This window comes from Granulicella sp. L56, assembly GCF_009765835.1.
GTDB lineage: Bacteria > Acidobacteriota > Terriglobia > Terriglobales > Acidobacteriaceae > Edaphobacter.
On the sequence record NZ_LMUS01000006.1, the window covers coordinates 1,641,983 to 1,668,022 of the forward strand.

The following is a 26,040-nucleotide window of genomic DNA, read 5'->3' on the forward strand; positions in this document are numbered from 1 at the left end:
AGCAACTGCGGGAATACGCCGCAAAAGAAAGAGTTCCACAAATATGGCCACACAGCACTCCGATGCACTCGTCTTCTTCGGCGCCACCGGCGACCTCGCCTACAAGAAGATCTTTCCGGCGCTGCAATCGATGGTCAAGCGCGGCACTCTCACCGTTCCCGTCATCGGAGTCGCCAAGGCCGGATGGAACCTCGATCAGCTCAAGGCGCGCGCGAAAGACAGCCTCGAAAAACACGGCGGCCTCGACGCCGACGCATGGCAAAAACTCAGCGGCCTGCTGCGCTACGTCGATGGCGACTACGCCGACCTGGCCACCTTCACCGCCGTGCGCAAGGAACTCGGTTCAGCCCAAAGTCCCGCGCACTACCTCGCCATTCCGCCATCGCTCTTTGAAAAAGTTGTGGAGCAGCTAGTCCAGTCCGGCTGCGCCAAAGGCGCACGCATCATCGTCGAGAAGCCCTTCGGCCACGATCTCGCCTCGGCGCAGGAGCTGAACCGCATCCTGCTCTCCGCCTTCCCCGAAACCTCCATCTTCCGCATCGACCACTATCTCGCCAAGGGGCCCGTGCACAATATGGTCTCCTTCCGCTTCTCGAACTCTTTCCTCGAGCCGCTGTGGAACCGCAACTACATTGAGAGCGTCCAGCTCACCATGGCAGAGAACTTCGGCATCCAGGGTCGCGGCCCCTTCTACGACCAGACCGGAGCCATCCGCGACGTCGTGCAGAACCACATCTTCCAGGTCATGTGCAATCTCGCCATGGAGTGCCCCGCGCGCCGCGACAGCGAGTCCATGCGCGACGAAAAGGTCAAGGTACTCAAGGCCATCCCGGCCATCGAGCCGAAGAACCTCGTCCGTGGCCAGTTCAACGGCTACCTCAACGAAAAAGGCGTCGCCCCCAACTCCAAGGTCGAGACCTTCGCCGCGCTGCAATTAGAAGTAAAGTCGTGGCGATGGGACGGCGTGCCCTTCTACATCCGCGCCGGAAAGGACCTGCCCGTCACCTGCATGGAGGTGATGGCGCGCTTCCGCAAGCCGCCCACCACCAACATGACCGAGCCGGGAACGCCGCAGAACTACATGCGCTTCCGCATCAGCCCCGAGATGACGGTGGCCATGGCAGTCTCGGTGGCATCGCCAACCGGCACCGGCAAGCGCGCCGCCGTCGAGATGGTGGCCAGCCGCCATCCCCGCCCCGACGAGATGGAAGCTTACGAGCGCGTCCTCGGCGATGCGATGGCAGGCGACGCCACCCTCTTCGCCCGGCAGGACTACGTCGAAGAGGCATGGCGCATCGTCGATCCCATCCTCAAGGCAGACACACCCGTCTACGTCTACGAGCCCAACACCTGGGGCCCAAAAGAAGTAGACCAAACCGTCCTTCCACCCGGCGGATGGGACGAGCCCAGCGGCGAAGAGCAGGAAGACTTCCGCATCGTCGAACAGCCAAAGTAGAGCAGTTGAAGCAATGAAAATGAAGCAATGAAGTTGTCATCCTTCGCGAAGCGGAGGATCTGCGTTTGCCTTTCCCCAACCCCACCACAAATCTACGGGTGCCCCATCCTTCGCAGCCTCATCGCGAAGGGTGGGATCCACAAACCTCATCTCAACCAAAACGAACCACCAAAAAAACACGCCATCTCGACCGAAGCGAAGCGCAGTGGAGAGACTCCTGTATTTCGCCGTGGTCTTTGCCGTTACTACCGCAGATTCTCCGGCTCCCAGGCCCACGCTGGCACAGGCGCACCAAGCGGTCTCGGCGAAGCCCCCGGCGGCGTAGTGATGTCGCCTTTGTTCTGTTTCAACTTCGCATAAGCCTCCACCACATGCGGAGGGAATGAAGGCATCTGCGCCTCCAGCTCTCCCATTAACTCCGCCACCAGCTCCGGGTGAAACTTGGCCACGTCGTAGCTCTCCGCCGGGTCACGCGACAGGTCATACAGCTCCGGATGCTGCAACCACGCACTCCCCCGCGCATTGGTCGTCCTGTCGTTGATGTAGACCTCGCCCTTGACGCCCTGCGCCACGCGCAGCTTCCACGACTCCTTGCGAATGCAGTGCACGTCGATGCCGCCATTGCCCATCGCGCTGAAATAGAGCAGCGGCTTACGCTCCACCGCTCCCTCATGCCCCAGCAACACCTTCGAGACATCCACGCCATCCAGCGGCTTCTGCGGCAGCCCCAGCCCGCACAGCGAAGCCATCGTCGGCAGCACATCGAGGTTCGAGCACCACGTCTCCACCACCTTGCCCGGCGCAATCACTCCCGGCCACATCGCCAGAAACGGCACGCGAAACCCGCCCTCGAACGTCGAAGCCTTGCGTCCGCGCAGCAGCCCCGGGCTGCCCTGATACCAAGGCCCATGATCGCTGGTGAAGCAGATCAGCGTATCGCCGCTCAACCCCTTCTCTTCGACGGCGCGCACAATCTCACCTACACTCCAGTCGATCTCGGCGACCGCATCGCCATAATCTCCCAGCACGGTCTTGCCGCGAAACCGCTCGGAGGCCCGTGCCGGATCGTGCGGATAAGAAAATCCAAGATAGAGAAAGAAGGGATGCTCGCCATCCTGCTCGCCGAAATACTTCACTGCCTCTTCCGTATAGCGCGGCGTCAGCAGATCGCGGTCTGTATTCTGCTCAAGAATCTCGGTGTCCCGCATCAACGGCAGCGGATTCATGTCGTCGCTGTAAGGCACGCCGTAAAACGAGTCGAAGCCGCGGCTGGTCGGCAGATACTCCTTCGCCTCCCCCAGGTGCCACTTGCCGATGGCCTTGCTCCTATAGCCGCCATCATGAAACAGGTTCGAGAGAAAGGTCTCATCGAGCGCCGTCCCCTCTATCTTCGCGCCCGGCGTATACGGCCCAAAGGCCCCGGTCGTCCCGGTGCGCGTGCCATAGCGCCCGGTCATCACCGCCGACCGCGACGCCGAGCAGATAGGATGCCCCGCATTGAAGTGCGTGAAGCGCAGCCCATGCGCGGCCATGCTGTCGAGATTCGGCGTAGGCAGCTTCGATCCATAGCAGCCGGGATCGCCATACCCGAGGTCATCGCAGATCATGAAGATCACATTGGGCCGCCGCCGCGGAGCACCCACCTTCGCAACAGCGGCACCTTCAACCACAGGCAGCGCAAACGAAGCCACCGGAGCAGCCGCAACACCAGAAGACATCAGAGCAATAAACTTTCGCCGGTCCATCATCTCTCCCCAAAGCAATCACAAAATTATAGGTTGTCGTTTTAAATATCATTTCGATCTGCACAAAGCACGTCATCTCGACCGGAGCGAAGCGGAGTGGAGAGACTCCTCTATTTCGCCTTTGCCCTGCGCCTCGCACGAGCAATCACCCACCCTAGTACACTAAATATTGACCAATGTTTATTGATGAAGCACGAATCCGAATCAAGGCCGGTGACGGCGGCAACGGCTGCATGGCCTTTCGCCGCGAAAAGTTCGTTCCCCGCGGAGGCCCCTCCGGCGGCGACGGCGGCCATGGCGGCGACATTCTCATGTCCTCGTCCCTCAGCCACAACACCCTCGTCCACTTCCGCTTCAACCCCGAGCACAAGTCCAAGCGCGGCGAACACGGCATGGGCTCCAACTGCTCCGGCGAGTCCGCCGAACACCTTACGCTCAAGGTTCCCGTAGGCACGCTGCTCTACGATGACGACACCGGCGAACTGGTCCACGACTTCACCCGTCCCGACGAGACCATCGTCATCGCTCGCGGCGGACGCGGCGGACGCGGCAACCAGCACTTCGCCACCAGCACCCACCAAGCTCCGCGCGAGCACGAGCTGGGCCGCGCCGGCGAGGCGCGCAACTTCCGCCTCGAGCTGCGCCTGCTCGCCGACGCCGGTCTGGTCGGCTACCCCAACGTCGGCAAATCGACGCTGATTTCGCGGCTCTCCGCGGCCAAGCCCAAGATCGCCAACTACGCCTTCACCACGCTCCAGCCCAACCTCGGCGTCGTGCAGGTCGGCGACTTCCCGCACACCGAGTCCTTCACCATCGCCGACCTTCCCGGCCTCATCGAAGGCGCGCACCTCGGCCACGGCCTCGGCATCCAGTTCCTCAAGCACATCGAGCGCACCAGCGTCATCGTTCACCTTGTCGACGTCTCCGACTCCAGCGCCACCGAAGGCACCGCCCGCCTCGACGCCGTGGCCGACTTCAAGGTCATCACCGAAGAGCTGCGCAGCTTCGACCCCTCGCTCGCCACGCGGCCCACCATCGTCGTCGCCACCAAGTGCGATGTCGCCAACCCCGACAAGCTCAAAAAGCTGACCGCCATGGCCAAACGCCGCAAGCTGCCCTTCTTCGCCATCTCTGCCGTCACCGGCGAGGGCATCGAGCCGCTCAAGTACGCCATCGCCGAAGCTGTCGCAGCTCATCGCCCCGCCCGCATCGAGATCGAAGCCGTCCCGGCCACAACCAAGCGCAAGGCCAACTATCCGCCACCTGCTCCCTCGGCGCGCCGCCGCGGCTAACGCTCTCTTTAGAAACAACTCACATCAACCCGCGGCAAACCACATCATCGAAGCACCACAAACTCAAGTCCCCTCGACCAAGGCGGGTGCCCCATGTCCCGCTTTTGGGACATGGGTTGACTACCATCACGCCATCCCAAACGTACGTCATCTCGACCGGAGCGAAGCGGAGTGGAGAGACCCCTGTATTTCACCGCTCAGCATCTGTAAAAATCTCCCACTCCGTACGCTCTTCCGCTGTCAGCGAAACCGGCAGCACCTTCCCCTGCGCGCCCGACGCAAACGAAGCCTCCAGCACCGCCATCACCGCCACCGCATCCCTCACGGAAACCGGCGGCGCGCCCTCACCGCGAATCGCATCCCGCATCGCAGCATAAAACCCCCTCTGATCCCCTCTCGGCGACGGCACCTCCGTCTGCGTGCCGGTCGCACCGTCGTACACGATCCCCGGACTGGGATCATAGCCAAACTGCGGATCACCCGGCAGCATCCCGCTCTTCAACTGCTGCTCCTGCACATCCGCGCCGAACTTCGCCCAGCTCCCGCGCGTCCCATGCAGCACCGAGCGCGGCCCACCTCCCGACACCAGCAGCGAAGCATGAAGCACCACCCGCAGCCGCTTGTAGTTGAGCTGCACATGCGCCCAGTCGTCCGTCAACCCACCCTCGCGCAGCGTAGCAAAGCTCGCATTCACCGAATCGGGCAATCCGAACAAATACAACGACAGATCGATCAGATGCGGCCCCAGATCGAACCACAATCCCGCGCCCGGACCCGGCTCTTCGCGCCAGCGCTGCCGCACGACCGGCCGAAATCTATCCATGTGGCATTCAAAATGTGAAACCTCACCCAGGACTCCACTCTGCAAAATCTCCTTCGCGGCCAGAATCTCGCTCTCCCACCGCCGGTTGTGAAAGACCGATAGAATGCGCCCATGCTCCCGCGCTATCTCCGCCAACGATCGCGCCTCCGCCAGTGTCACGGTAAACGGCTTGTCGACGACCACATGCTTTCCCGCGCGCAGCCCAGCAGACGCCAGCGGAAAGTGGCTCTCATTCGTCGTAGCGATCACCACCAGATCGACCTCCGGGTGCGTCGTCGCCTCCATCGCCGAACACACGGCAACCCCCGGATACGCCGCCTGCACCGCCTCGCGCTGGCTCGACCCCACCACCGTCAGCCGCAACCCCGGCACCGACGCGATCAGCGGGGCATGAAACGTCCTGCCCGCATAGCCATAGCCAACTAACCCGACGCGAACCTCTGAACTCATCTCGCTCATGCATTCAGACTAGGCCATCCGCCGTCAAAAACAATTCTTCCTTTCACGCAACCTGCGGCAGAAAAAATATCTCAATTCGATTCGTATAGAATCGTCATTAATGCCCTTCCTTCATCTGCCCTCGCTGAGAGAAGAACGCCCATGACCTCGGACAGAAGAGGTCAAAGCAGGCGAGAACTTCTCAAGCGCGGCGGCACGCTCATGGCAGCGGCAATCGCGGCTGGAATCCCCTCCACTCTGCTGGCCGAAACGCTGGCAACCCTCGACGTAGCCTCCGCTGGCAGCATCCGGCCCATGCTCGAAGGCCCCTTAAAGACAGCGGCGGCGCAGACGCTGAAGCTGGATCTCCACACGCACGCCAAGGGAGCCGATGCAGTCGCCCAGTCCATCGTGGATGGCAGCCTTCGCGCGGACGTCTTTATTCCCGTCACGCCCGGTCCCATGCTCACCGTCATGCACGCAGGCAAGGCGGAGACGGCATACCCCATCGGCACCACCGAGATGGTGCTCGTCTACAGCCCCAGGGGCCGCTTCGCTCCTCAGTTCGAGGCAGCAGCCAAAGGCAACGCAAAGTGGTGGGAGATACTCCAGCAGCCCGGCCTCCGCTTCGCGCATGGCAATCCCGTCGGAGACCCCGGCGGACGTAACGCCATCTTCACCATGATGCTGGCCGCAAAAAAATACAGCCAGCCCGATCTGGTCACAAAACTCTTCGGCACGACGTTCACGCCACCACCTGAGCCTCCCGGCAGCAACAATCAGGAACGTCTGCAAAGTGGCGATCTGGACGCCACCACCTCTTACAAGATCGCGACGGACTGGGTTCACCTGCCCTACCTTGATCTCCCCGCAGACATCAATCTCAGCGGCCAGAACGTCCATGCCGAGCATCCCGACGTCAGCCTGACTCTCGGCGACAAAACTTTTTACCCGGAGCCGCTGGTCTACTACGCCGCGGTCCTCAAAGGCGCTGCCAATCCGCAGGGCGCCCTCGCTTTTACCCAATGGCTACAGGGCCACGAAGCCCAGGCTATCTTCCGCAGCCACAAATACGGTTCGCCACGCAGCGCACCTACGCTTCACGCATAAACAGGAAACGCGGCTGAAAAAAGAGGAACGGCGCCACGTGATCGTGCCCCCCTGATCCGCCGATCGTCAGGCCGTTTGCGGCAATGCCGCATGGCCCAAAACAAACGTCATCTGTCACCTTTAAGGAGTCCCATGCATCGTCCATCCCTTCGCCCCTCCGGCATTTTGAAGCCGTTCTTCACGCTTCTGTTTCTTATTGCGGCGCTTCCGCTGCTCGCTCAATCCGGCCAGCTCTCCGGCGTGGTCAAAGACCCCACCCAGCTCGTCGTCCCCAACGCGCAGATCACCCTCACTGACACGCAGAGCAGCATCACCGCCAGCGCCACGACCAATCAGCAGGGCGTCTACCTCTTCACCGGCGTCGCTGCCGGAACCTACCGCCTCACCGCGCAGGCCCAGGGCTTCAACTCCATCGTCATCCCGCAGATGGCCATCGAAGCAGGCCAGAGCGCGACCCAGGACCTCACCTTCCACTTAGGCACAGCGACCGAGACCATCAATGTCTCTGCCACGGCTCCCGGCTCGGCAGAGAGCGGCTACCGCGTCGATAACGTGGCCCCCGGCGTCCTTGGCACCGCGCCCATCGTCAACACGCCCTACGTCATCAGCGTGCTCTCCAACACCCTCATCGCCAACACCCAGACCAAGAGCCTCCGCGACGCCATCAAATACCTTCCGCTGGTCTCCTTTCAAGAGCAGCAGGGCTCCGACGTCATCCGTCCCGAGACCCGCGGCATCGAAGGCAGCAACATGCAGAACACCCGCATGGACGGCATGGGCATCGCCATCACCAGCGCCAACCCGATGGAGCAGTACCAGCAGCTCGAAGTCGTCAACGGCCTCGGAGCCTCCATGTACGGCCCGGCGAATCCGTCCGGCATGTTCAACTTCATCCTCAAGCGGCCCACGGAAGAGCGCTTCACCAACCTCTCGCTCGACTACGACAACAAATCCATCGGCACCATCTACGCCGACACCGGCGGCCGTCTCGGCCCGCACAAGATCTTCGGCTATCGTGGAAACCTGCTCTACGGCGATGGAACTTCCTACGTCGAGGCCAGCCGCCTGCGCCGCCGCCTCGCCGAGTTCGCCTTCGACGTTCGCCCCACCAACGCCACCCTCATCGACGCCCACTACAGCGCCTATGACGTCGTGCAGCGCGGCTACCCCGGCTGGTTCACCTACGGCCCCGATCCCAAGGACAAGACCAATCACCCGCCCCACACCCTCATTCTTCCCGCCGCGCCCGATCCCACCCGCGTCGGCTACGGACAGGCTTACGCCGGAGTCAACCTCACCACCCAGACCACCAGCGGCCGTCTTCACCACGACTTCTCCCCCAACTGGCACGCCCTGGCTGGCGTCTCCTGGCAGCGCCTCGACCGCTTCATCGACACGCCGGTCAATAACCTCACCGACAACAACGGTGACTACAGCAGCTCCCTCGCCAACGGCTTCGCTCCACGCTTCGGCGTCAACAGCGATCTCGGCTACATCACTGGGACCGTCAAAGCGCTGGGCATGACCCACGATCTCGTCATCGGCAGCACAGGATACGAGTTCACCTCCTACAGCGGCACCAAGCCCTCCGCCGCCAGCGTCCTGCTCGGCACCGCCAACATCAACGCTCCGCGCGTCTTCGCCGCTCCCGCTGCGCTACCTCGCAATATCAACCTCTATCACTCCAGCATCGTGAACCAGCAGGGCTTCAACCTCGGCGACTTCATCACCCTTCCGGCACACTTCCTCGTCCGCCTCGCCGCCAGCCAGGACTGGATCGGCGTCGACAACTACAGCTCCGCCACCGTCCGCTCCGGCGGCTCCAACAAGAACGGCGTCAGCCCCTCGGTCAGCCTTCTGTACAAGCCGCTCGACAACATGACCATCTACGGCACCTACGCCAGCAGCCTGCAACAAGGCGACACCGCGCCCGCCGGTGCAGTCAACGCCAACCAGGCACTCCCCCCCTACCGCAGCAAGGAGTGGGAGGTCGGCTACAAGGCGCAGGTGCACACCATCGCCCTCACCACCGCGCTCTTCCGTATCGAGCGGCCCTTCGCCAACACCGACGCCAGCAACGTCTTCCGCATCACCGGCGATCAGGTCAACTACGGCGCCGAGATCTCCGCCCAGGGAACCCTCTTCCATCGCCTGCTCCTCGACGGCGGCTTCACCGCGCTGAACCCAAGGCTCAACGACACCGGAGTCACCGCGACCAATGGCAAGCTCTTCGTCGGCACGCCTCCCTACAAATCCAACATCCTCAGCGAATACCAGCTTCCCTTCCTCGAAGGCCTCACCGTAACCGGAGACTGGCAATACATCGGCCGCCGCCCGCAGGACGACGAGAACCTGCACTTCACCAACGGCTACAACACCTTCGACTTCGGCCTGCGCTACTCCCACCGCGTCTTAAGCAAACAGACCACATGGCGCGTCGCCTCCAACAACATCACCAACACGCGTTACTATTCCACCCTCGGCCCCGGCGACATCACCGGCACCAACGCCAGCAGCAACACCGCCCACCTGGGCGAGCCGCGAACCGTGGCCGCCTCCATGCAAATCGCCTTCTAGCCTTTATCTCTTGCAGGGGTGGGACTCCGGTCCCGCCCACCTGCCTCCAGCAACCTCAATGGCAGCGAAGCGTCGGCCAGTACTCCTGCCATCGATTCAAAATGCCGCGCAAACCGACATCTCATCGCCGCTGCCGGAGCAAAAAAATGCGCCCGGAAATCCCATAAAACACCGCAGCAGGTAAACTAGACGCTACATGAACCTCCGTAAAGCACTTCTCCTCCTGGCCGTCGCCACCTTCGTCACCGCCACTGCCCACGCCCAGTTCGGCGTCTATGGAACCTTCACCGCGAACCATCTCAGCGGCATCAAGTCTTCGCCGGACGCGACCACTCCCAGCGCCCTCAACAACGATGTCTCCCCCCTCGGCGGCACCGGCGGCGTCTACTACGACTTCTTCAAGCTCGGCCGCCTCGTCAAACTGGGCGTAGACGCGCGCGGCAGCATCACCACCACCAAGCGCGGAGCCTACATTGCCGCCAACGGTGGCGGGGCCCGCGTCAACTCCGGCCTGTTCGGTGTCCGCGCCGTCTTCGATGCTCCCGTGCTGCACACCATCCTGCGGCCCTACGTGCAAGGCTCGGTCGGCATCGGCAGCTCCAACTACGGCATCCTCTACGGCAACAACGGCGTCATCACCCGCAACAACTTCGAGTACATGGGCTTCGCCGGCGTAGACATCCCGCTCGCTCCCTTCATGGACTTCCGCCTCGTCGAGCTCGGCATCGGTGCCCTCAACAACAACCACACCTATCCCCTGCAATCGGTGAGCTCCGGCATCGTCTTCCACCTGCCTTTCTAAAGAAGAAAGAGCCAATCCTGATATCAAAAGAGAACCGATTCTGATATCAAGAAGTGGGCCGATTTTGATTTAAAGACGGGAGGGGGTCAGGCTTTGCGCATCGCGCTCTTCGGCGGCACCTTCGACCCTCCCCACCTGGGCCATCTGGCCATCGCCAAGGCTGCCGCCGACGCGTTTCACCTCGACGAAGTCCTCTTCGCCCCCGCAGGCCGCCAGCCGCTCAAGCCCAACGGAACTCCCACCCCCTTCGCCGACCGCCTTGCCATGGTCACTCTGGCCTGCAAGCAGGACCAGCGTTTTCGCGCCTCTAACCTCGACGCGCCTCGCTCCGACGGCCAACCCAACTACACCGCCGACACCCTCGCCGAACTACAGCAGACCACACCCAACGCCACGCTCTTCAATCTCGTAGGCGCGGACAGCTTTCTCAATCTTCCTCACTGGCGCGACCCCCTCCGCCTGCTTGCGTTAGCGGAGTGGATCGTCGTCAGCCGCCCCGGCTTTTCGCTCGGCTCCTGGCACGACGATCTCTCCGCGCTCCAGCTCACGCCACAGCAGCGCGCCCGCGTCCACCTGCTCGAAACCGTCCACGAAGACCTCTCGGCGACCAGCCTGCGCGAACGCCTGCACTCCGGCGATCCCTGCGCGGACCTGCTTCCGGCAGAGGTTTCAAGCTATCTCCAAACCCATCGTCTTTACCTCTGAGAATGCTGCGCATACAGGCAACAACTTAGCATTGATTCCATCAATAAAAGCGATAAAAAACACCAAAGCGTTGCAGATAAAAGCAAATTTACGCGTCTTTAGCGGACACGTAATCGTCTCTTTATCCGTATCTGTCGGCGCTATTTCGTGGCCAATCCTGTTTTGATCGATGCAAATCGATATCAAACAGTATTTCTCCAACCGCGAAACTATTGCCGCCGTGCCGTGTTTCCACCTAACTAGGCAGTAGAAGCCCTTTGTTCTCAATCCGTCCGGGAGAGTCACCATGGCGTTGAAACTAAAATATTTTGCGATAACGGCAGCTCTCTTTATCGCGCTCACGTTCTGCTTCGAACGTCCCGCCTACGGCTACGTCGATCCGGGTTCAAGCCTCCTCATCTTTCAAAGCCTCAGCGCCATCGTCACCGGGACCATCTTTTATTTCCGCCGCAGACTAAAGGCCCTCTTCTCCCGGTCTTCCACGGATACGACCGACGTATCGAGCAAATCGCGCTGACATGGGGGAATCGTCTTCCTTCGCCTTTCTCCCCACATTTCGCGATCCCGCAGGACACGTAGAGATCAAACCAGACGCTGTCTACCGCCTCATCCGCTCCCCCTTCGACGCGGAGATACTCGAATTTCTCGCATTGCCACTGGCCTCCTCGCTGGTCTCGGAAGGCCGCCTCGTCGCCAGCGAGGTCATGCCCCGTGCTTCTGATCCTGCCTCTGATTCAGGCGCGCTCACCCTCCGCCATCCACGCATCGCCTTCCAGTCCTATCCATGGGAGTGGTCGCCCGCCCTTTGGCTCGCCGCCGCGGAGCTGACGCTCGACCTGTGCAGCGACCTCATCCGCCAGGGCTGGATATTAAAAGACGCGACGCCGCTCAACGTGCTCTTTCAGGGCATCCAGCCAATCTTTGTCGATGTTCTCTCCATCCAGAAGATGGTCCCCGATCAGGCCATCTGGTATCCCTATGGACAATTTGTCCGTACTTTTCTTCTGCCCATGCTCGCCTACTCGCGCCTCGGCTGGCCCTTGCAGGCATCGCTGACCCGTCGCGACGGCTACGAGCCAGAGGAGATCTACGCTGCGCTCTCCTGGCCGAAGCGCCTGCGGCAACCCGCGCTCTCTTCTGTGACGCTCCCCTCGCTTCTGGCCAACAATAAGAAGCTCAGCGACGGCAGTCTCTCCCCCCGCTCCGTCAAAGACCCCGAAGTAGTCAAACACATTCTGCTGAAGACCCTCAAGAATCTACGCGCGCACATGCGTCAGGTCACTCCGGCGCACAAGTCGTCAACCTGGTCCGACTACGCGGAGACGGCAACCCACTACAGCGACGATGACCACACCAGCAAGCGCAGCTTCATCGCTCAGGCGCTCGCCGCTGCTCAGCCCGCACACGTTCTCGACGTAGGCTGCAACACCGGCGTCTACTCCATGCTCGCCGCCGAGGCAGGCGCCGAGGTCGTCTCCATCGACACCGATCTTCAGGCCGTCGATCGTCTCTGCGCCAAGCTGAAAGGCAGTGGGAAGAAGGTCCTTCCCCTCTGCGTTGACCTCGCGCATCCCACGCCCTCCGTCGGCTGGGAGAACAGCGAGAACGCCTCCTTTCTCAGTCGCTGTTGTGGCCACTTCGATACCGTGATGATGCTCGCAGTGATCCATCATCTTCTGCTCCGCGGCCAGATCCCCCTCGACAGCATCGCCGCCCTGTGCAGCCGCCTCACCACACGCAACCTCATTCTCGAATGGGTGCCGCCCACCGACCCCAAGTTCCGCGAGCTGGTGCGCGGGCGCGACAGCATCTACGCCCATCTCACCGAGACCGCATTCCGCGAAGCCTTCGCCACCCACTTCACCTTCCTCAGTGAGCACACCCTGCAGAACGGGCGCATCCTGCTCCATCTACAAAAAAATAAGCAAGAAAGTCAGTAATGACCAAGCGGTTCTTCCTTCCAGCTTTTACTGCCTTCGGCATAGCCACGCTCTGTCTTCTCGCCATCCTTGGCCCGCTCATCTCTTCCTCGCATCTCCTGATCTACCACACCAGCGGCCCGGCGCTGATGCTCTTTGCGACCGCTCTGTTCGACTTAGGTATGCTTTGGGCACTGTTCACCGCCGTGCTCCTTCTGGCGGAGAAGCCCGGCCGCCGCCAGTTCATGATCTGGGCTGCAATCGTCCTTGCTCTTCCAGCGATCGTGCTGAAGAACGCATCGATGCTGACGGGCTACGTCCCCGCTCGCTGGATGAACGGCTCTCTGCTTGCTTTGTCATTGACCGCTTATATTACGTTGGCGATTTACTGGAAACCGGCGTTTCTCTCCCGGTTCCAACGAGCGCAGCGGTTCCTGACCGTTGTCTTCGGGTTCGTTGCCCTGAATGGCATTCTCGTCGTGGGACAACTGCTCTGGTATGGATGGCAGGCCCGCGGACTCAACACACCCATCGCGCTCCACCAATCCGCCGCAGGCCCCGCAGGTCCTGCCGCAGGCCCGCGAGTGATCTGGATCGTACTCGATGAACTCTCGTACCAGCAGGTATACGAGCGGCGGTTCCCAAACCTGAAGCTTCCTGCCTTCGACGAGATCGCCCGGCAGTCCACGGTCTTCACGCATGTCGTTCCAGCGGGCAATTTTACCGAAGAGGTACTTCCCGCGCTGATCACCGGTTTGCCCGTCGATCGCATCCGCGTGTCTTCCAATGGAAAGGCGCTCTCTCTGCATCGTCCGGACACCGAGAGGTGGCAGGCTTTCGATCCTCACCAGACCGTCTTTCAGGATGCGCTGAACGCCGGCTACAGCACCGCCGTCGCCGGCTGGTTTAACCCCTACTGCCGCATTCTTCCGCAGGTCCTCGATCGCTGCTTCTGGACCTATCAGCTTCCCAACCCCGGCGGCATTGTCGCAGGTCGGTCCCTTACAGATAACGTCCTACACGAGATCGTCCACCGCGTTGAATCAACATCGACGCTGCTGCCGGGCAATGACTCCGTTCTGCCCATGCTCGCACTCGAAGCAGAGATGCATATCGCGGACTACCTTGAACTCCGCACCGCCGGTGATTCGATCCTCACCGACCCGCATGCCGGCTTTGTCTTCCTGCATATGCCGATCCCGCATCCCGACGGCATCTACGACCGCCGAAATCAAAGGCTGACAACAGGGCCATCCTCTTACCTCGATAACCTCGCGCTCGCGGACAGCTATCTCGCCCATGTTCGCGAACTCCTGCAGCAGCACGGCACATGGGACTCCTCTGCCGTCGTCATCATGGGAGACCACTCCTGGCGCACCAGCCTTATATGGGCGAATACGACGAGTTGGACGCCGGAAGAACAGGCAGCCAGCCACGGCGGCCAGTTCGACGACCGGCCCGCCTACATCGTCAAACTGCCCCACCAGCAGCAGAGCGCGCGAATCGACCTCCCATTCAAGGCAATCGACACCCGCTCACTGCTCGATGCTCTTATCGCCGACCAACTGCACACCCCCGACGACCTCAAAGCATGGGCAAAGAAGCAGAACTAGCATCGTGCCACTCCAAAAACACGTCGTCTCGACTCGGGGCCACCAATAAAGCACGTCATCTCGACCGAAGTGCGGGGTCCCCGGCGAGCGCACCTGCTCGTTGGGGTGCAAGGCGGCGCTTTTGCCGCCGCAGTGGAGAGACCCCTGTATTTCGCCGTTGCCTTTTTCTTCCCACTCCATCACCGATGGCAGCGCTGAACACTGGCTTCTGCGGCCACAACCCGCTACCATTGACTACAAGGAGCCTCATGCCATCCACGGAAAGCAACCAGCTACTGCTCGCCGCCGCCGCGGCCTGCGAAGACAAGAAGGCTGAAGATATTCGGATTCTCGCGTTGGACCCGGCGGAGAGCGGCCTCACCGACTACTTCCTCATCTGCAACGGCACCAACGACCGCCAGAATGTAGCCATCACCGACGAGATCGAGATTCGCCTGAAACGCGAGTTCGGCGTCTACCCCAACTCGGTCGAAGGCCGCCGTCAGGCGGAGTGGATCCTGATGGACTACGTCGACTTCATCGTCCATGTCTTCTCGCCTGAAAAGCGCGCCTTCTATGGTCTGGAACGCCTGCGCAAGACCGCGACCTCGCTCAATGTGGCCGACCTCAACGCCGAGTTGAAGGCACGCATCACCACGGCGCGAGCGAAGAAAGCCCCAGCCAAGAAAGTGGCCGCAAAAAAAGTAGCCGCAAAGAAGCCAGTCAAAGTCGCAGCGAAGAAGGCAGCAGCGAAGAAGACGCCTGTTAAAATGGTGACGACGAAGAAGAAGGTTGCGGCAAAGAAAGTCCCGGCAAAGAAGACCAGCAAGACCAGCAAAAAGTAGCGCGCTGCCGCTTCCTGCGCCATTCGGAACTGCCATAAAAAGGAACGACCCGCCCTGAGGATCAGGCGGGTCGTTCCTTTTTGCATTGCTCTTAGCTTAGAAGATCACCTTGATGGCGCCCTGAATCTGGCGAGCACCGGTCGTGCCATCGTTCTGGCCGACCTGCGACTGCGACACTCCAAAGGTCGAAGACGCAATGCTCAGCGAGGCGAACGGAGGGGAAGACAGATTGGGATGATTGAAGACGTTGTAGCTCTCGGCGCGGAAGACCAGCTTGACCTGCTCGCGCAATGTCTGGGTCTTTTGCAGGACGACGTCCGTGTCAATCAGGCCGGGGCCGGAAAACTTGTTGCGGTGGATGGAAACACTCTCGCCATAGGGCGCGTTGGAAAAAGCAGCGGCGGAAGGCCCGGTGATCTTGCCTGTCGCGACGATGGTCCCGCGCCCGGACGGATAAGGCGCTCCGATGAGCTCCGGCCGGTTCGTGACGCTGGTGTGGAGATTATCGATCGTGCCGCGCAGGTCGAAGGGCAAGCCAGTCTGCACCTGTTGAATGCCGGAGATCTCAATGCCTTCGAAGACGCGGCCGAGCAAGCCGCTGTTCAGGTGGGCAGCACCGGTGCCGATGGGTGTGTCATAGCTGGCCGCAACCGTGCCACGGTGGCGCACATCGGAGTCAGAGTTGCCGTACTCCGGACCGAGGTCGAAGCTGTTGCGCGGAAGTCCGCTGCCGCCAGCGCCGGGGACGATAGGATCGCTGCCGTTGTCGAGCGAGTGGGACCAGGTGTAGCTGCCGGTAAGGGTAAGGCCGCCAAGCCGGCCGACGATCCTGGCCTGCAGAGCGTTGTAGTTGCTGCTGACCACCGAGGTCTGGAAGAGCTCGTTATAGAACGCAGTATTGTTGACGACGGGGTTGAAACTGGTGCCGTTGTCGTCAGTACCGCCAAAGTAAAGGTTGCCGAATTGCAGGGCCGATGGGAGCACTCCCGCATTAAGGGCGGCTTGGACCAGTGAGGGCTGCGGCGGAGCGCCGTCGATCTCGCGAAGTCCGTGAAAGCTGTGGTTGCCGACGTAGTTCACCTCAGCCGTCAGCTTGTTGTTGATCTGGTGCTGGACGCCGATGTTGTAGCTTTCGCTGGTCGGCATCTTAAGGCGAGGGTCGATGACCACCGGGCCTGAAAGGTAGTCGCCGTTCGAGATATTTGCCGAGGGCGTCAGCGACCCCGGAAAAGGAGCGCTAGCCACGGTGTAAGGACTGTCTCCGATAATGGGATAGTCATTGAACTGGGCCTGATAAGGCGGATTGCTCTTGGCATTGCCGAACAGGTTATCGAAGATGCGGTCGTGGAAGATGCCGAAGCCGCCGCGAATGGCGGTCCTGCCATCTCCGTTGACGTCATAGGAGAAGCCGATGCGCGGCTCGATCATCTTCCAGCTATTGGCATAAAGCTGGTTCCCGGTTCCCGGCCCGACCGAGGTAAAGCTGAAGTAGCCCACCGCAGGCTGAGCAGCGGAGGCATCACCGTAGAAGTTCGAGAAGTTTCCATCCTTCTCATAGGGCACGCCGTTGAAGGCGTAACGAATGCCGAGAATGGCCGTAAACCGCGAATTCACTTTCCACGTATCCTGCCCGAAGAGCGCCCACTCGTGCTGGCGGAAGCGAGAAAGGTCATTGGCGCGGCGGTTGCCCTCGCGGGTAAAGAACTGGGTCTCGAAGTTGTTCGCGACACCGCCCTGCGCACCCCAGACGAGGTCCTCAAATCCAGGGAGGCTGGGCGAATCCGGATTACCGGCGAAGTTATACGACGGAATCTGGAAGTCGCCAAACCCATTCAGCGAGAGCAGGTCGCGCGAATCGAAGTTGTCATAGTTATTGTCCTTGACGCTGCGATACTCGCCGCCGAACTTCATCGAGTGCGCGCCCTTGGTCACGGAGAAGGTATCGGCAAACGAGATCGTCGAGCTAAGCCGGGCCTGACCATTGCTGTCGCCGAGATCGACGCAACCGAAGGTGAAGAAGTAGGGAATGGAGACGTCGCGGCCATTGCCGAAGGTATCGAAGCCGGTAACCGCATCGATCCCTTTGTGGTTGCAGAAGAAACCATCGTTCGTCTGGTTGTAGCCAGCCTTGAAGAGGTTGGTCGTATTGGTCGAGAGTGCCGAGGCGAGCGAGATGACGCCGTTATGCGTCGTGGCAATCGAAGAGGTGTCGCCATAGCCGGGCAGTACCTCATCGTGAAAAGGGTCGGTCTCAGCCGAGTGGCCATAGATATAGCGGACCGTAAGCTGGTGCCTGTTGGTCAGCTTGTGGTCCAAGCGGCCAGTGAGGTTGTAGTCGTTCAGCGCATCGGGCGAAGCGAAGGAGTAAGTTGTGCTGACGCCGTCGCCGTTATCGGCCTGCCCCACGGGAGCAAGGGCGAGGATATTTGCGACAACAGGATCCTGTAGAAGACCAGAGAGGTTGTTTTTATTGGCGGGATCGGTAAGATCGACCGGGGTCACGCTGCCATCGGTCGGATCGATGTAGTTGAACTTGCCGGTCCGGAAGGCCGCAGTGGGAGTCGTCTGGGTGGAGGTACGGGTGGTGCGGAAGCGCTGCACCTCGCCGTTGAGGAAGAAGAAGGTGTTGTCCTTCCAGATCGGGCCGCCAACCGAGGCGCCGAAGTCGTTGCGAACGTAGGGGTCCTGCGGATCGCCCTTCTTGTTGAAGAAGTCGCGCGCGCCCAGAGCGTTGTAGCGGCCAAATTCGTAGGCGTCGCCGTGGAACTGGTTGCCGCCGCCACGAGTGACCACGTCGATGATGGCGCCCGTATTGCGGCCAAACTCCGCGTCGAAGTTGTTGGTGATGACGCGGAACTCCTGCGTCGAGTCAGGATTGGCCGACGAGATGCCGCCCGGGATGCCGGGGACCGAGGTGTCGTTATTGTCCGCGCCGTCCAGCATGAAGTTGTTGTTGCGATCGCGCTGGCCATTGACCGAGAAGCCGCCATCGTTATTGGTCGAGGAAACCACGCCCGGAGACAGCAGGGTGAGCTGGTAAGGGTCGCGCAGGATCAGCGGCAGATCATTGATCTGCTTGGAGTTAACGACCGTTGAAAGCTGAAAGCTGTCGGTCTCCACCGGGGCAATGGTGACATCCTGCACATCGATCGAGGCGACCGCACCGGCAAGCTGCAGGTTAAAGTTGACCGGAAGCGTCGCCGCGACGTTCAGCACCACGTGGTTGCGGGACGTCGTCTGGAAGCCCTGGGCCTCGACCGTCACCGTGTACACCGACGGCGGCAGAGCGGCAAAGTTATAGATGCCCGCGGAGGTGGTCGTCGAGGTGCGCGTTAGCGCGGTTGACTCGGATTTTGCGGTGACCGTGGCGTTCGGAACGACGGCCCCGGCAGGATCGAAGACCTGGCCGGTAACACTACCGGTCTGCGCGAAGCTTACCCCAACCAAGGAGACGAGAAACAGCAAGGCAATACCTGTACTTCTAAAGCAAATTCGCATGTATAACTCCTGGCCCCACGGCATCGGTGTTAAAACTTATGAGCGACAATGAAACTGGTCTGATAGGTCGGCCGTATTCTCTAAACATGCTCGACAATAGTTACCGCTTTCCAATGCGTTGAAGCACGCCGTACGCCATTGCCTTTTTCTCCGCAACAAATTGCAAAATGAACACGATACGATATAAATGCTGATAAATAAATATGAAATTCTAGATAATTTGGAAAGACAATCTGGGAAAATGGATTTTTTGGAAAGATAATCATGAAAATTGTCTTGACTGCTGTCGCTCCCCGGCGGACACGAACCAAATCGGAGGCGACCGACCGCCTGCTGGCCGACTATATCGAGCGCTGCGGACGATATCTACCCTGCGAGTCGCAGGTCTTCGAAGAAGAAGCAGCATTTCTGGAGTGGCTGTCCAGGCAGGCAGGGCGAGGTCCGGCCTATGCCATCCTGCTCGACAGCCGTGGCCAGCAGTTTTCGTCCGAGGACTTCGCCGCCCGGTTCGGCGACCTGCGTGACGGAGGCAGCCAGCGGGTGGTGCTGGGGGTTGGCCCCGCCAATGGCTGGTCGGCGGCAGGGCTGCAGCGGGCAAGCCTGCTGTTGTCGCTGGGAAGGATGACGCTGCCGCACCAACTGGCGCGGGTCGTGGCCGCCGAACAGGTCTACCGTGCACTGACGATTCTCGCCGGGCACCCCTACCACTCCGGCCATTAGGGAGTGTCTATAGCTATCTCCTCTCAGGTGTAGCTTCCTTCGTTTGGCATTCCCGATTCCTCGCAGGTATAGCTTCCTTCGTTTGGCATTCCCGAAGGGAATCTGCGTTTTGCTCGAATCAGCAAAACTACATCGGGAGGAGAACCGCTCTAACGCCACAAACTTACGTCATCTCGACCGAAGCGCAGCGCAGTGGAGAGACCCCTGTATTTCGCCTTTGCCTTCGTCGTTGCCCGTTCTCGTCCTTCTCCGTGTCGTCCGACGTCGGCCAATGCTAAACCCAGCACCTTCAGCACACCCCGGCATCAAGCCGTCGTCCCGCCCCAGACATCGGTACAATGGACAGGCACGACTTTGAGGGCAGCGAAAGCACATGAGCTGGTTCAAACGCGAAGACAATGAGATCGTCAACGATCCCGAGAAGACCGTTCGCACCGAAGGTCTCTGGGTACGCTGCGACGGATGCCGCGAGATCATCTTCAAGGCCGACCTCGAGGCCAACCTTCAGGTCTGCCCCAGGTGCGGCAAGCACTTCCGCATCGACGCCCGCGCCCGCATCGCCAATCTGCTCGAGCCGGGCTACGAGCTGGTCGACTTGGAGCTGCGCTCGACCGATCCGCTGGAGTTCACCGACCTCAAGCCGTACAAACGCAGGCTGGCCGAGGCGCAAAAAAAGACCGGCCTCAACGACGCCATCATCAACGCAATCGGCACAATAGGACCGCACCCCGTCGTGTTGAGCGTGATGGAGTACAGCTTCATCGGCGGCAGCATGGGCTCGGTCGTCGGCGAGACGATCGCCCGCGCCGTGGACCGCTCGCTGGAAACGCGCCACCCTTTGATCATCATCTCCGCCTCGGGCGGCGCGCGCATGATGGAAGGCATCGCCTCGCTGATGCAGCTCGCCAAGGTCTCTGCCGGACTCGCTCGCATGGACGACGAGGGCATTCCGTACATCTCGGTCATGACCGACCCCACCACCGGCGGCGTCACTGCCAGCTTCGCCATGCTGGGCGACCTCAACATCGCCGAGCCGGGAGCGCTGATCGGCTTCGCTGGGCCGCGCGTCATCGAGCAGACCATCCGCCAGAAGCTGCCCGAAGGCTTCCAGCGTTCGGAGTTCCTGATCCAGCACGGATTCCTCGACGCCATCGTCCCGCGCAAAGAGATGAAGCAGTATCTGATCCAGGCGCTCTCGTGGATGACAGACAGCGACACCAAAACGGCCTGATCGATCACGGATCAACGCGGACAGCCACGGATTTCAAAACTTAACACCGATCTGCACCGATGACACCGATGACACCGATTTAAAACAAGAAACAAACGCACGTCATCTCAACCGAACCGCCACAAAAGCACACGCCGCTCAGCCACCAGAAGCACGTCATCTCGACCGGAGCGAAGCGGAGTGGAGAGACCCCTGTATTTCGCCATTGTCGTTGCCTGTTCCTAAAATCCGCGCAAATCCGTGGTCGACTTGTATTTAAATCGGTGTCATCGGTGCAGATCGGTGTTAAGCCTCTACAGGAAATCTTCATGGAACCAGCCAAGCCCTCCCGTACTGCCCTCCGCGTAGCCATGCGCCGCGCCGCGCACCAGATCTACGACGCCAGGCCGCTCGTCTTCGAAGACCCCTTCGCCGTCTCCATCCTCGGCGACACCTACGCGGAAGAGGTCCGCCGCACGCCCACCCGGCCCGACCGTCCCTTCTCCGTCTCGCTGCGTGCCTTTCTCGTAGCGCGCAGCCGCTACGCCGAAGACAACCTCGCCCGCGCCGTCGAGCACGGAGTCACGCAGTATGTCCTTCTCGGCGCGGGTCTCGACACCTTCGCGCATCGCAACGCCTACCCCGGCCTCAAGGTCTTCGAGGTCGATCACCCGGCGACCCAGCAGTGGAAGCGCGAGCTGCTCGAAGCAGGCGGCATCGCCGCGCCCGACCGGCTGACCTACACCCCCGTGGACTTCGAGCGCGAGTCGCTGCCCGAACAACTTGCCGCCGCAGGCTTCGACGCCACCGCGCCCACTTTTTTCGCGTGGCTTGGCGTCGTGCCCTACCTCACCGCCGAGGCCTTCCGCTCCACGCTCGCCTTCATCGCCGCGCAACCCCAGGGCAGCGGCCTCGTCATGGACTACGGCCAGCCGCGCCATGTGCTGCCACTGCTCGAACAACTCGCGCACGACTCGCTGGCCTCGCGCGTCGCGCTGGCGGGCGAACCCTTCCAGCTCTTCTTCACGCCCGAGCAGATCGCACAGGAGCTGACAGCATTTCGAGAGATCGAAGACCTCGACACCGGCGAGATCAACCACCGCTACTTCGCCGGACGCACCGACTCGCTCTGGCTTCGCGGCACCGCCGGACGGCTGCTCTGCGCCTGGCGATAGGGCCTTTCTAAAATCTCTGAAAACACTAACGCCCCTCGAAGACAAGTCATCAGTGCCGAGCATATCGGGATGATTTTTTATGTTCTTGGATAATAGATTGAGGCGGTAACCGGATTTGAGACAGCGAATCTTTGCGTGGGCGTTTGCGCGCTTCAATCACCGATACGAGCAGTTCGTCTCGGCCTATAAGCAGCGGCTGTTCGCAGGCCTGAGCGGTACCGTGATCGAACTTGGAGCGGGCACTGGAGTAAACCTGCGCTATCTCGACCGCGACCGCGTGAGCTGGATCGGAGTCGATCCCAATCCTTTTATGCGGCCTTATCTTTTGCGCGAAGCCGACAGGCTGGGCATGGCGGCGGATTGCCGCATCGGCACTGCCTATGAATTGCCGGTCGAGGATGAAAGCGTCGATGCTGTGATCAGCACGCTGGTGCTCTGCTCGATCGACGACCAGCAGCGTGCGCTGCGCGAGGTGCTGCGAGTGCTGAAGCCGGGCGGGAGATTTTTATTCATCGAGCATGTAGCCGCGCCGGTTGGGAGTCGTCTGCGCCGTATGCAGCGGCTGATCACGCCACTCTGGGGACAGCTTTGCGATGGCTGCCATCCGAATTGCGAGACCGCGGCGCAGATCAAGCACGCCGGTTTCACAGCGGTCGAGTACGAAGAGATCGTAGCTCCGCTGCCGATCGTCAGCCCGCAGATTGTAGGCATGGCGAGGAAGATGAGTTGAGAAAAAAGGAGACCGGCGGCGGTCTCCTGCTGTTTTGATCGATGCGGTGTGTAGTCGAGTTTGGGGTATCAAGTGGTGAGTCGATCTGAAGTACACTCAACCTGATTATTTTTCTCTTGTCTAAAGAATGGCAGCACGACAGGATGAATATATCCGACAGTCAGAAGGATCATGTATGAAACAACGGGGCTACAGTGTTCGAGTGGAAAAAGACAGTGTCTCTGTTGAGCATCGTGCTTCTTTTCGGCCTCGCACTATCGTCTGCATGGCGATTGCCTATGTGTATTACAGCTTCTTCCCGAGTGTTAGGAGGGTTCTCACAGATTTCTTCGCCACGTGGGACCCGGTGATTGGGTGCTTTGCGTTGCTGTTGTTGCTCATTCCACTTTTATTTGGAGCGACGTGGCTATTCTTCGCTTCAGGCGAAGTGATGCGCTGTGATGCACAGGAACTGCGTTTTGCGCGAAGGCGATCCTGGGGCCGTTGGCACCGTTTTCGGTTTTCCTCCGCACAGGTTCGAGAACTTCGCCGAGATTTCCGCGGCTCAGGCAGAACCCGTCATTTCACAGTGCTGACCTTCCAATATGAGGGGCGAACGTTCGACATGCTCGAAGATCTTAGCCTGACAGATTCGGAGAGCGTCTTACATGCTTGCAAGTCAATGGGCCTGGACGTAACCCTTCCAGTCGACGAGGCTGCTGGCATGTTGCATGATATCGAGCAACGAGGCTGGTTCATCAATCCATTGCGATCTGATCGCAAAGAGAATCCTGCTACCAAGCCGTGAGCTTGCATGTCGCTGAGTGGCCGATCTGGTTGCTATTTGATGGTGGTAAGTTTTTGCGGCGTGTAGTCGAGCTTGGGATACCAGGTAGCGCCGCGGCCTTCGGGAGTCATATCGAGGATGGTCCAGACCGGGTCGATGTCGGGAGCGCCGCGCGGGTCTTGTCCGGGGTCTGCGGTCTCGGGGCCCATCTCTCCGCTCCAGAAGTGGCGGATGATGCCATCGCGGCGGGTGAAAACGTTGAGGGCGGGGGCATCGGCGTCTTCGGCACTGACGTAGGCGCGGGTGTAGTCGCCCTGCATGTCGGAGTAGAGGGCGAGGTGCTGCCAGCCGCGCTCTTTTTTGAAGGCGAGCAGGCGCTCGATAGGCGAGCGGGCGATGATGGCGAACCCGGTGTGTTGAGAGACGCCGGGAGCGGAGCCGTCCCAGGCAGAGAGCAGCGAGGTGCAGCCGGGACATGGCCGCTCGCGCTGAGGGCCGAACATAAAGCTGTAGAGGACGAGGGTCTGCTTGTCGCCGAAGAGGTCGGCGAAGGTGTGCGGGCCGTCTTCGCCGATAAAGGTGTAGCCGTCGGGGACTGCTCCGCCTGGCAGTAATGAGCGGCGTTGCTCGGAGACGCGCTCGATGTGGCGGCGAAGCTCGATCTCTTCCGCGAGCAGCGCGGTGCGCGCCGTGCGGTACTCCGCGGACTCGTTGGGGAAGCGGACGGGGCTTTTGGCTGCCAGCTCGGTTGCTGAGGCGAGGGGGGTCTTTTGGGACATCAAGCTCTCCTTCTTGGGGGTAGGATCGCGGCTCGCCCTCAGGCGAACACTTTTTACAATCGTATAGCCATCGCGAGAGATCTTGCGTCGTGCACCAGCTTATTTGATGCCGAAAGATGCTCGCGTGGGTGCATGTGACGTGGTCTAGAACATGGGCTTGCGCGGCTTCGGTATCAGCGGGGCGTTGAGCAGCGCAACGATCGGCGCGGCGAGCTTGAGGTGTGCCACGATGTCTTTGACCAGCGTGGGGCGTAGCGCAAACTCGGCGGGGAGGCGTGCGATGACTCCCCATTGCTTCGCGAGCAGAAGGTCGATCGCAGGGTGTTCGGCGGGGAAGCCTTTGGGCGCACGCGTGAGGCGCTGGCCATCGATCTCCTGCATAGCGGACTTCAGTTTTTTTGCTGCAAGCAGACGGCGCATCTCCGTGTGGTGGTCGAGTAGATGGCGACGAATGGCGAGCAGTTGTTCGCGCTCAGGCATGAAGACGCCACCGGCGATAGTGACCTCCGTGCCACTGACGTCGATGTAAAAGCCCCCGCCCGAGGTCTTCTCCAACCCCTGCCGCGCCCACCATGCGGCCTGATGGACCTTATAGGGACGCTTGTCCTTGCTGAAACGAATGTCGCGGTAGATGCGCATGATGGCCTTCTGCGGGGCACGAACATTCTCAGGCGCGAAGTCGATCATCGCGTCGTTCACCTCGGCGACAAGCGCGAGCATGGGGGCTTTTAATTCGCGCTCATAGATATCCTTGCGCGCGGCAAACCACTCGCGGTCGTTGTTCCGTTTCAACCCCCGCAGAAACTTCAGGGCTTCGTTGGAAAAGTGTGTCGCCATAGCTTCCATCTTAACTCGCACATCCTGACATCCACTGTCACCGGTACTTCCCGGCAACAGAACTCATGTATCCTCGCTGCGAGGCCAATTCGCATATGGAACCGCTGAACGCATTTCTGCTCGTTGTTCTTTTTATCGTCGCCATCGCCGTCCTCGTCACCGTCCTTAAGACGCTCTTTACTGTGCGTACCTATACTGCCGGTGTCGTCGAGCGCTTCGGCAAGTTCAATCGCATTGTGCGGCCCGGCCTGCATGTACTGATTCCCTATGCCGAGCGTGTCTACTTTGTCGACCTTCAGGTGAAGCAGGCGCAGTTCTCGGTCGAGACCAAGACGCACGACAATGTCTTCGTGCAGATTCCGGTGTCGGTGCAGTACCAGGTGCTCGACGACAAGATCTATGACGCGTTCTATAAGCTCAGCGCCCCGCAGAAGCAGATCGAGTCGTTCGTCTTCAACAGCATTCTCGGGCATGTGCCAAAGCTCTCGCTCGACGAGACGTTCGAGCAGCAGTCGGGCATCTCGATCAACGTCAAGACCGAGCTTGACTCCATCATGTCGGGCTTCGGCTACAACATCCTTACGGCACTCGTCACCGACATCGTTCCCGATATTAAAGTGAAAGCCGCGATGAACGACATCAACGCGGCCCAGCGAGCGCAGGTCGCGGCGCAGGCGCGCGGCGAGGCCGACAAGATTCTGAAGGTGAAGCAGGCAGAGGCTGAAGCGGAGTCGAAGGCGTTGCAGGGCAAAGGCATCGCCGCCGAGCGGCAAGCTATCATCGACGGCCTGCGCGCTTCGATCGAGCACTTCCGCGAATCTGTGCCCGGTACGACGGCAGAGGATGTCATGGCGCTGGTGCTGTTGACGCAGTACTTCGACACGCTCCGCGACATCGGCACACGCAGCGGCTCCAACACGATCTTTCTGCCGAACAACCCCGGCGCGGCAAACGACTTCATGACGCAGATCCTCGCCGGACTGCGCGGCAACAGCGGTCTGTCTTCGCATCCGTAGGGCGA

At 60.7% G+C, this 26,040-nt stretch carries 21 protein-coding genes; 16 read left to right on the forward strand and 5 right to left on the reverse strand.

The window, feature by feature from the left end; genetic code table 11:
- The first annotated feature begins 43 nt into the window (after positions 1 to 43).
- The gene (gene zwf / locus GSQ81_RS14595; RefSeq protein ID WP_158911416.1) at positions 44 to 1,456 is read left to right on the forward strand and encodes a glucose-6-phosphate dehydrogenase; all 1,413 of its coding nucleotides are present in this window, start codon (positions 44 to 46) and stop codon (positions 1,454 to 1,456) included.
- 245 nt (positions 1,457 to 1,701) lie between these two features.
- Here zwf and GSQ81_RS14600 read toward each other — a convergent pair whose 3' ends face one another.
- Entirely contained in the window at positions 1,702 to 3,204 is a 1,503-nt protein-coding gene (locus tag GSQ81_RS14600) for a sulfatase-like hydrolase/transferase (RefSeq protein ID WP_158911417.1), read from the reverse strand.
- 173 nt (positions 3,205 to 3,377) lie between these two features.
- On the opposite strand from GSQ81_RS14600, the gene obgE reads away from it, so the two are divergent.
- Positions 3,378 to 4,493 carry a GTPase ObgE gene (obgE, locus tag GSQ81_RS14605; RefSeq protein ID WP_158911418.1) on the forward strand — a complete coding sequence of 372 codons (1,116 nt, stop codon included), beginning with the start codon at positions 3,378 to 3,380 and terminating at the stop codon, positions 4,491 to 4,493.
- 190 nt (positions 4,494 to 4,683) lie between these two features.
- Here obgE and GSQ81_RS14610 read toward each other — a convergent pair whose 3' ends face one another.
- Complete coding sequence (locus GSQ81_RS14610; protein WP_254060210.1) at positions 4,684 to 5,766, reverse strand: oxidoreductase; 1,083 nt, start codon at positions 5,764 to 5,766, stop codon at positions 4,684 to 4,686.
- A gap of 150 nt (positions 5,767 to 5,916) precedes the next feature.
- Here GSQ81_RS14610 and GSQ81_RS14615 point away from each other — a divergent pair, with 150 nt between their 5' ends.
- The 8 genes from GSQ81_RS14615 to rsfS all read left to right on the forward strand — a co-directional run bounded on the left by GSQ81_RS14615 (position 5,917) and on the right by rsfS (position 15,304).
- The gene (locus GSQ81_RS14615; RefSeq protein ID WP_158911420.1) at positions 5,917 to 6,864 is read left to right on the forward strand and encodes a substrate-binding domain-containing protein; all 948 of its coding nucleotides are present in this window, start codon (positions 5,917 to 5,919) and stop codon (positions 6,862 to 6,864) included.
- A gap of 132 nt (positions 6,865 to 6,996) precedes the next feature.
- Entirely contained in the window at positions 6,997 to 9,441 is a 2,445-nt protein-coding gene (locus GSQ81_RS14620) for a TonB-dependent receptor (RefSeq protein WP_158911421.1), read from the forward strand.
- A 196-nt stretch (positions 9,442 to 9,637) separates the two neighbouring features.
- Entirely contained in the window at positions 9,638 to 10,243 is a 606-nt protein-coding gene (locus GSQ81_RS14625) for a hypothetical protein (RefSeq protein WP_158911422.1), read from the forward strand.
- Between the two features lie 93 nt (positions 10,244 to 10,336).
- On the forward strand, positions 10,337 to 10,948 hold the full coding sequence (nadD, locus tag GSQ81_RS14630; protein WP_158911423.1) for a nicotinate-nucleotide adenylyltransferase: 612 nt from the start codon (positions 10,337 to 10,339) through the stop codon (positions 10,946 to 10,948).
- A 286-nt stretch (positions 10,949 to 11,234) separates the two neighbouring features.
- Entirely contained in the window at positions 11,235 to 11,465 is a 231-nt protein-coding gene (locus GSQ81_RS14635; protein WP_158911424.1) for a hypothetical protein, read from the forward strand.
- Position 11,466: 1 nt separating this feature from the next.
- Positions 11,467 to 12,888 carry a bifunctional 2-polyprenyl-6-hydroxyphenol methylase/3-demethylubiquinol 3-O-methyltransferase UbiG gene (locus GSQ81_RS14640; RefSeq protein ID WP_158911425.1) on the forward strand — a complete coding sequence of 474 codons (1,422 nt, stop codon included), beginning with the start codon at positions 11,467 to 11,469 and terminating at the stop codon, positions 12,886 to 12,888.
- Complete coding sequence (locus GSQ81_RS14645) at positions 12,888 to 14,480, forward strand: sulfatase-like hydrolase/transferase (RefSeq protein WP_158911426.1); 1,593 nt, start codon at positions 12,888 to 12,890, stop codon at positions 14,478 to 14,480. Before GSQ81_RS14640 ends, GSQ81_RS14645 begins: the two co-directional genes overlap by 1 nt.
- Positions 14,481 to 14,728: 248 nt before the next feature.
- The gene (rsfS, locus tag GSQ81_RS14650) at positions 14,729 to 15,304 is read left to right on the forward strand and encodes a ribosome silencing factor (protein ID WP_158911427.1); all 576 of its coding nucleotides are present in this window, start codon (positions 14,729 to 14,731) and stop codon (positions 15,302 to 15,304) included.
- 96 nt (positions 15,305 to 15,400) lie between these two features.
- On the opposite strand, the gene GSQ81_RS14655 is transcribed toward rsfS, so the two are convergent.
- A complete protein-coding gene (locus GSQ81_RS14655; RefSeq protein WP_158911428.1) occupies positions 15,401 to 18,802 on the reverse strand; it encodes a TonB-dependent receptor in 3,402 nt (1,133 codons plus the stop codon).
- Positions 18,803 to 19,066: 264 nt separating this feature from the next.
- Here GSQ81_RS14655 and GSQ81_RS14660 point away from each other — a divergent pair, with 264 nt between their 5' ends.
- From GSQ81_RS14660 to GSQ81_RS14680, 5 genes are all read left to right on the forward strand, one after another.
- Complete coding sequence (locus GSQ81_RS14660; protein WP_158911429.1) at positions 19,067 to 19,522, forward strand: 23S rRNA (pseudouridine(1915)-N(3))-methyltransferase RlmH; 456 nt, start codon at positions 19,067 to 19,069, stop codon at positions 19,520 to 19,522.
- 373 nt (positions 19,523 to 19,895) lie between these two features.
- The gene (gene accD / locus GSQ81_RS14665) at positions 19,896 to 20,753 is read left to right on the forward strand and encodes an acetyl-CoA carboxylase, carboxyltransferase subunit beta (RefSeq protein ID WP_158911430.1); all 858 of its coding nucleotides are present in this window, start codon (positions 19,896 to 19,898) and stop codon (positions 20,751 to 20,753) included.
- A gap of 308 nt (positions 20,754 to 21,061) precedes the next feature.
- The gene (locus tag GSQ81_RS14670) at positions 21,062 to 21,907 is read left to right on the forward strand and encodes a class I SAM-dependent methyltransferase (RefSeq protein WP_158911431.1); all 846 of its coding nucleotides are present in this window, start codon (positions 21,062 to 21,064) and stop codon (positions 21,905 to 21,907) included.
- Between the two features lie 115 nt (positions 21,908 to 22,022).
- Positions 22,023 to 22,637, forward strand: a complete 615-nt coding sequence (locus GSQ81_RS14675; protein ID WP_158911432.1) for a class I SAM-dependent methyltransferase — start codon at positions 22,023 to 22,025, stop codon at positions 22,635 to 22,637.
- Between the two features lie 175 nt (positions 22,638 to 22,812).
- Entirely contained in the window at positions 22,813 to 23,424 is a 612-nt protein-coding gene (locus tag GSQ81_RS14680) for a hypothetical protein (protein WP_158911433.1), read from the forward strand.
- A gap of 32 nt (positions 23,425 to 23,456) precedes the next feature.
- Here GSQ81_RS14680 and GSQ81_RS14685 read toward each other — a convergent pair whose 3' ends face one another.
- Together GSQ81_RS14685 and GSQ81_RS14690 are read right to left on the reverse strand one after the other, a co-directional pair.
- Positions 23,457 to 24,182 (reverse strand): DUF899 family protein, encoded by a 726-nt coding sequence (locus GSQ81_RS14685; RefSeq protein WP_158911434.1) that lies wholly within the window; start codon positions 24,180 to 24,182, stop codon positions 23,457 to 23,459.
- A gap of 144 nt (positions 24,183 to 24,326) precedes the next feature.
- Entirely contained in the window at positions 24,327 to 25,019 is a 693-nt protein-coding gene (locus tag GSQ81_RS14690; RefSeq protein WP_158911435.1) for a DUF2461 domain-containing protein, read from the reverse strand.
- 95 nt (positions 25,020 to 25,114) lie between these two features.
- Between GSQ81_RS14690 and GSQ81_RS14695 the strand changes: the two genes are divergently transcribed.
- On the forward strand, positions 25,115 to 26,035 hold the full coding sequence (locus GSQ81_RS14695; protein WP_158911436.1) for an SPFH domain-containing protein: 921 nt from the start codon (positions 25,115 to 25,117) through the stop codon (positions 26,033 to 26,035).
- Positions 26,036 to 26,040 lie beyond the last annotated feature (5 nt).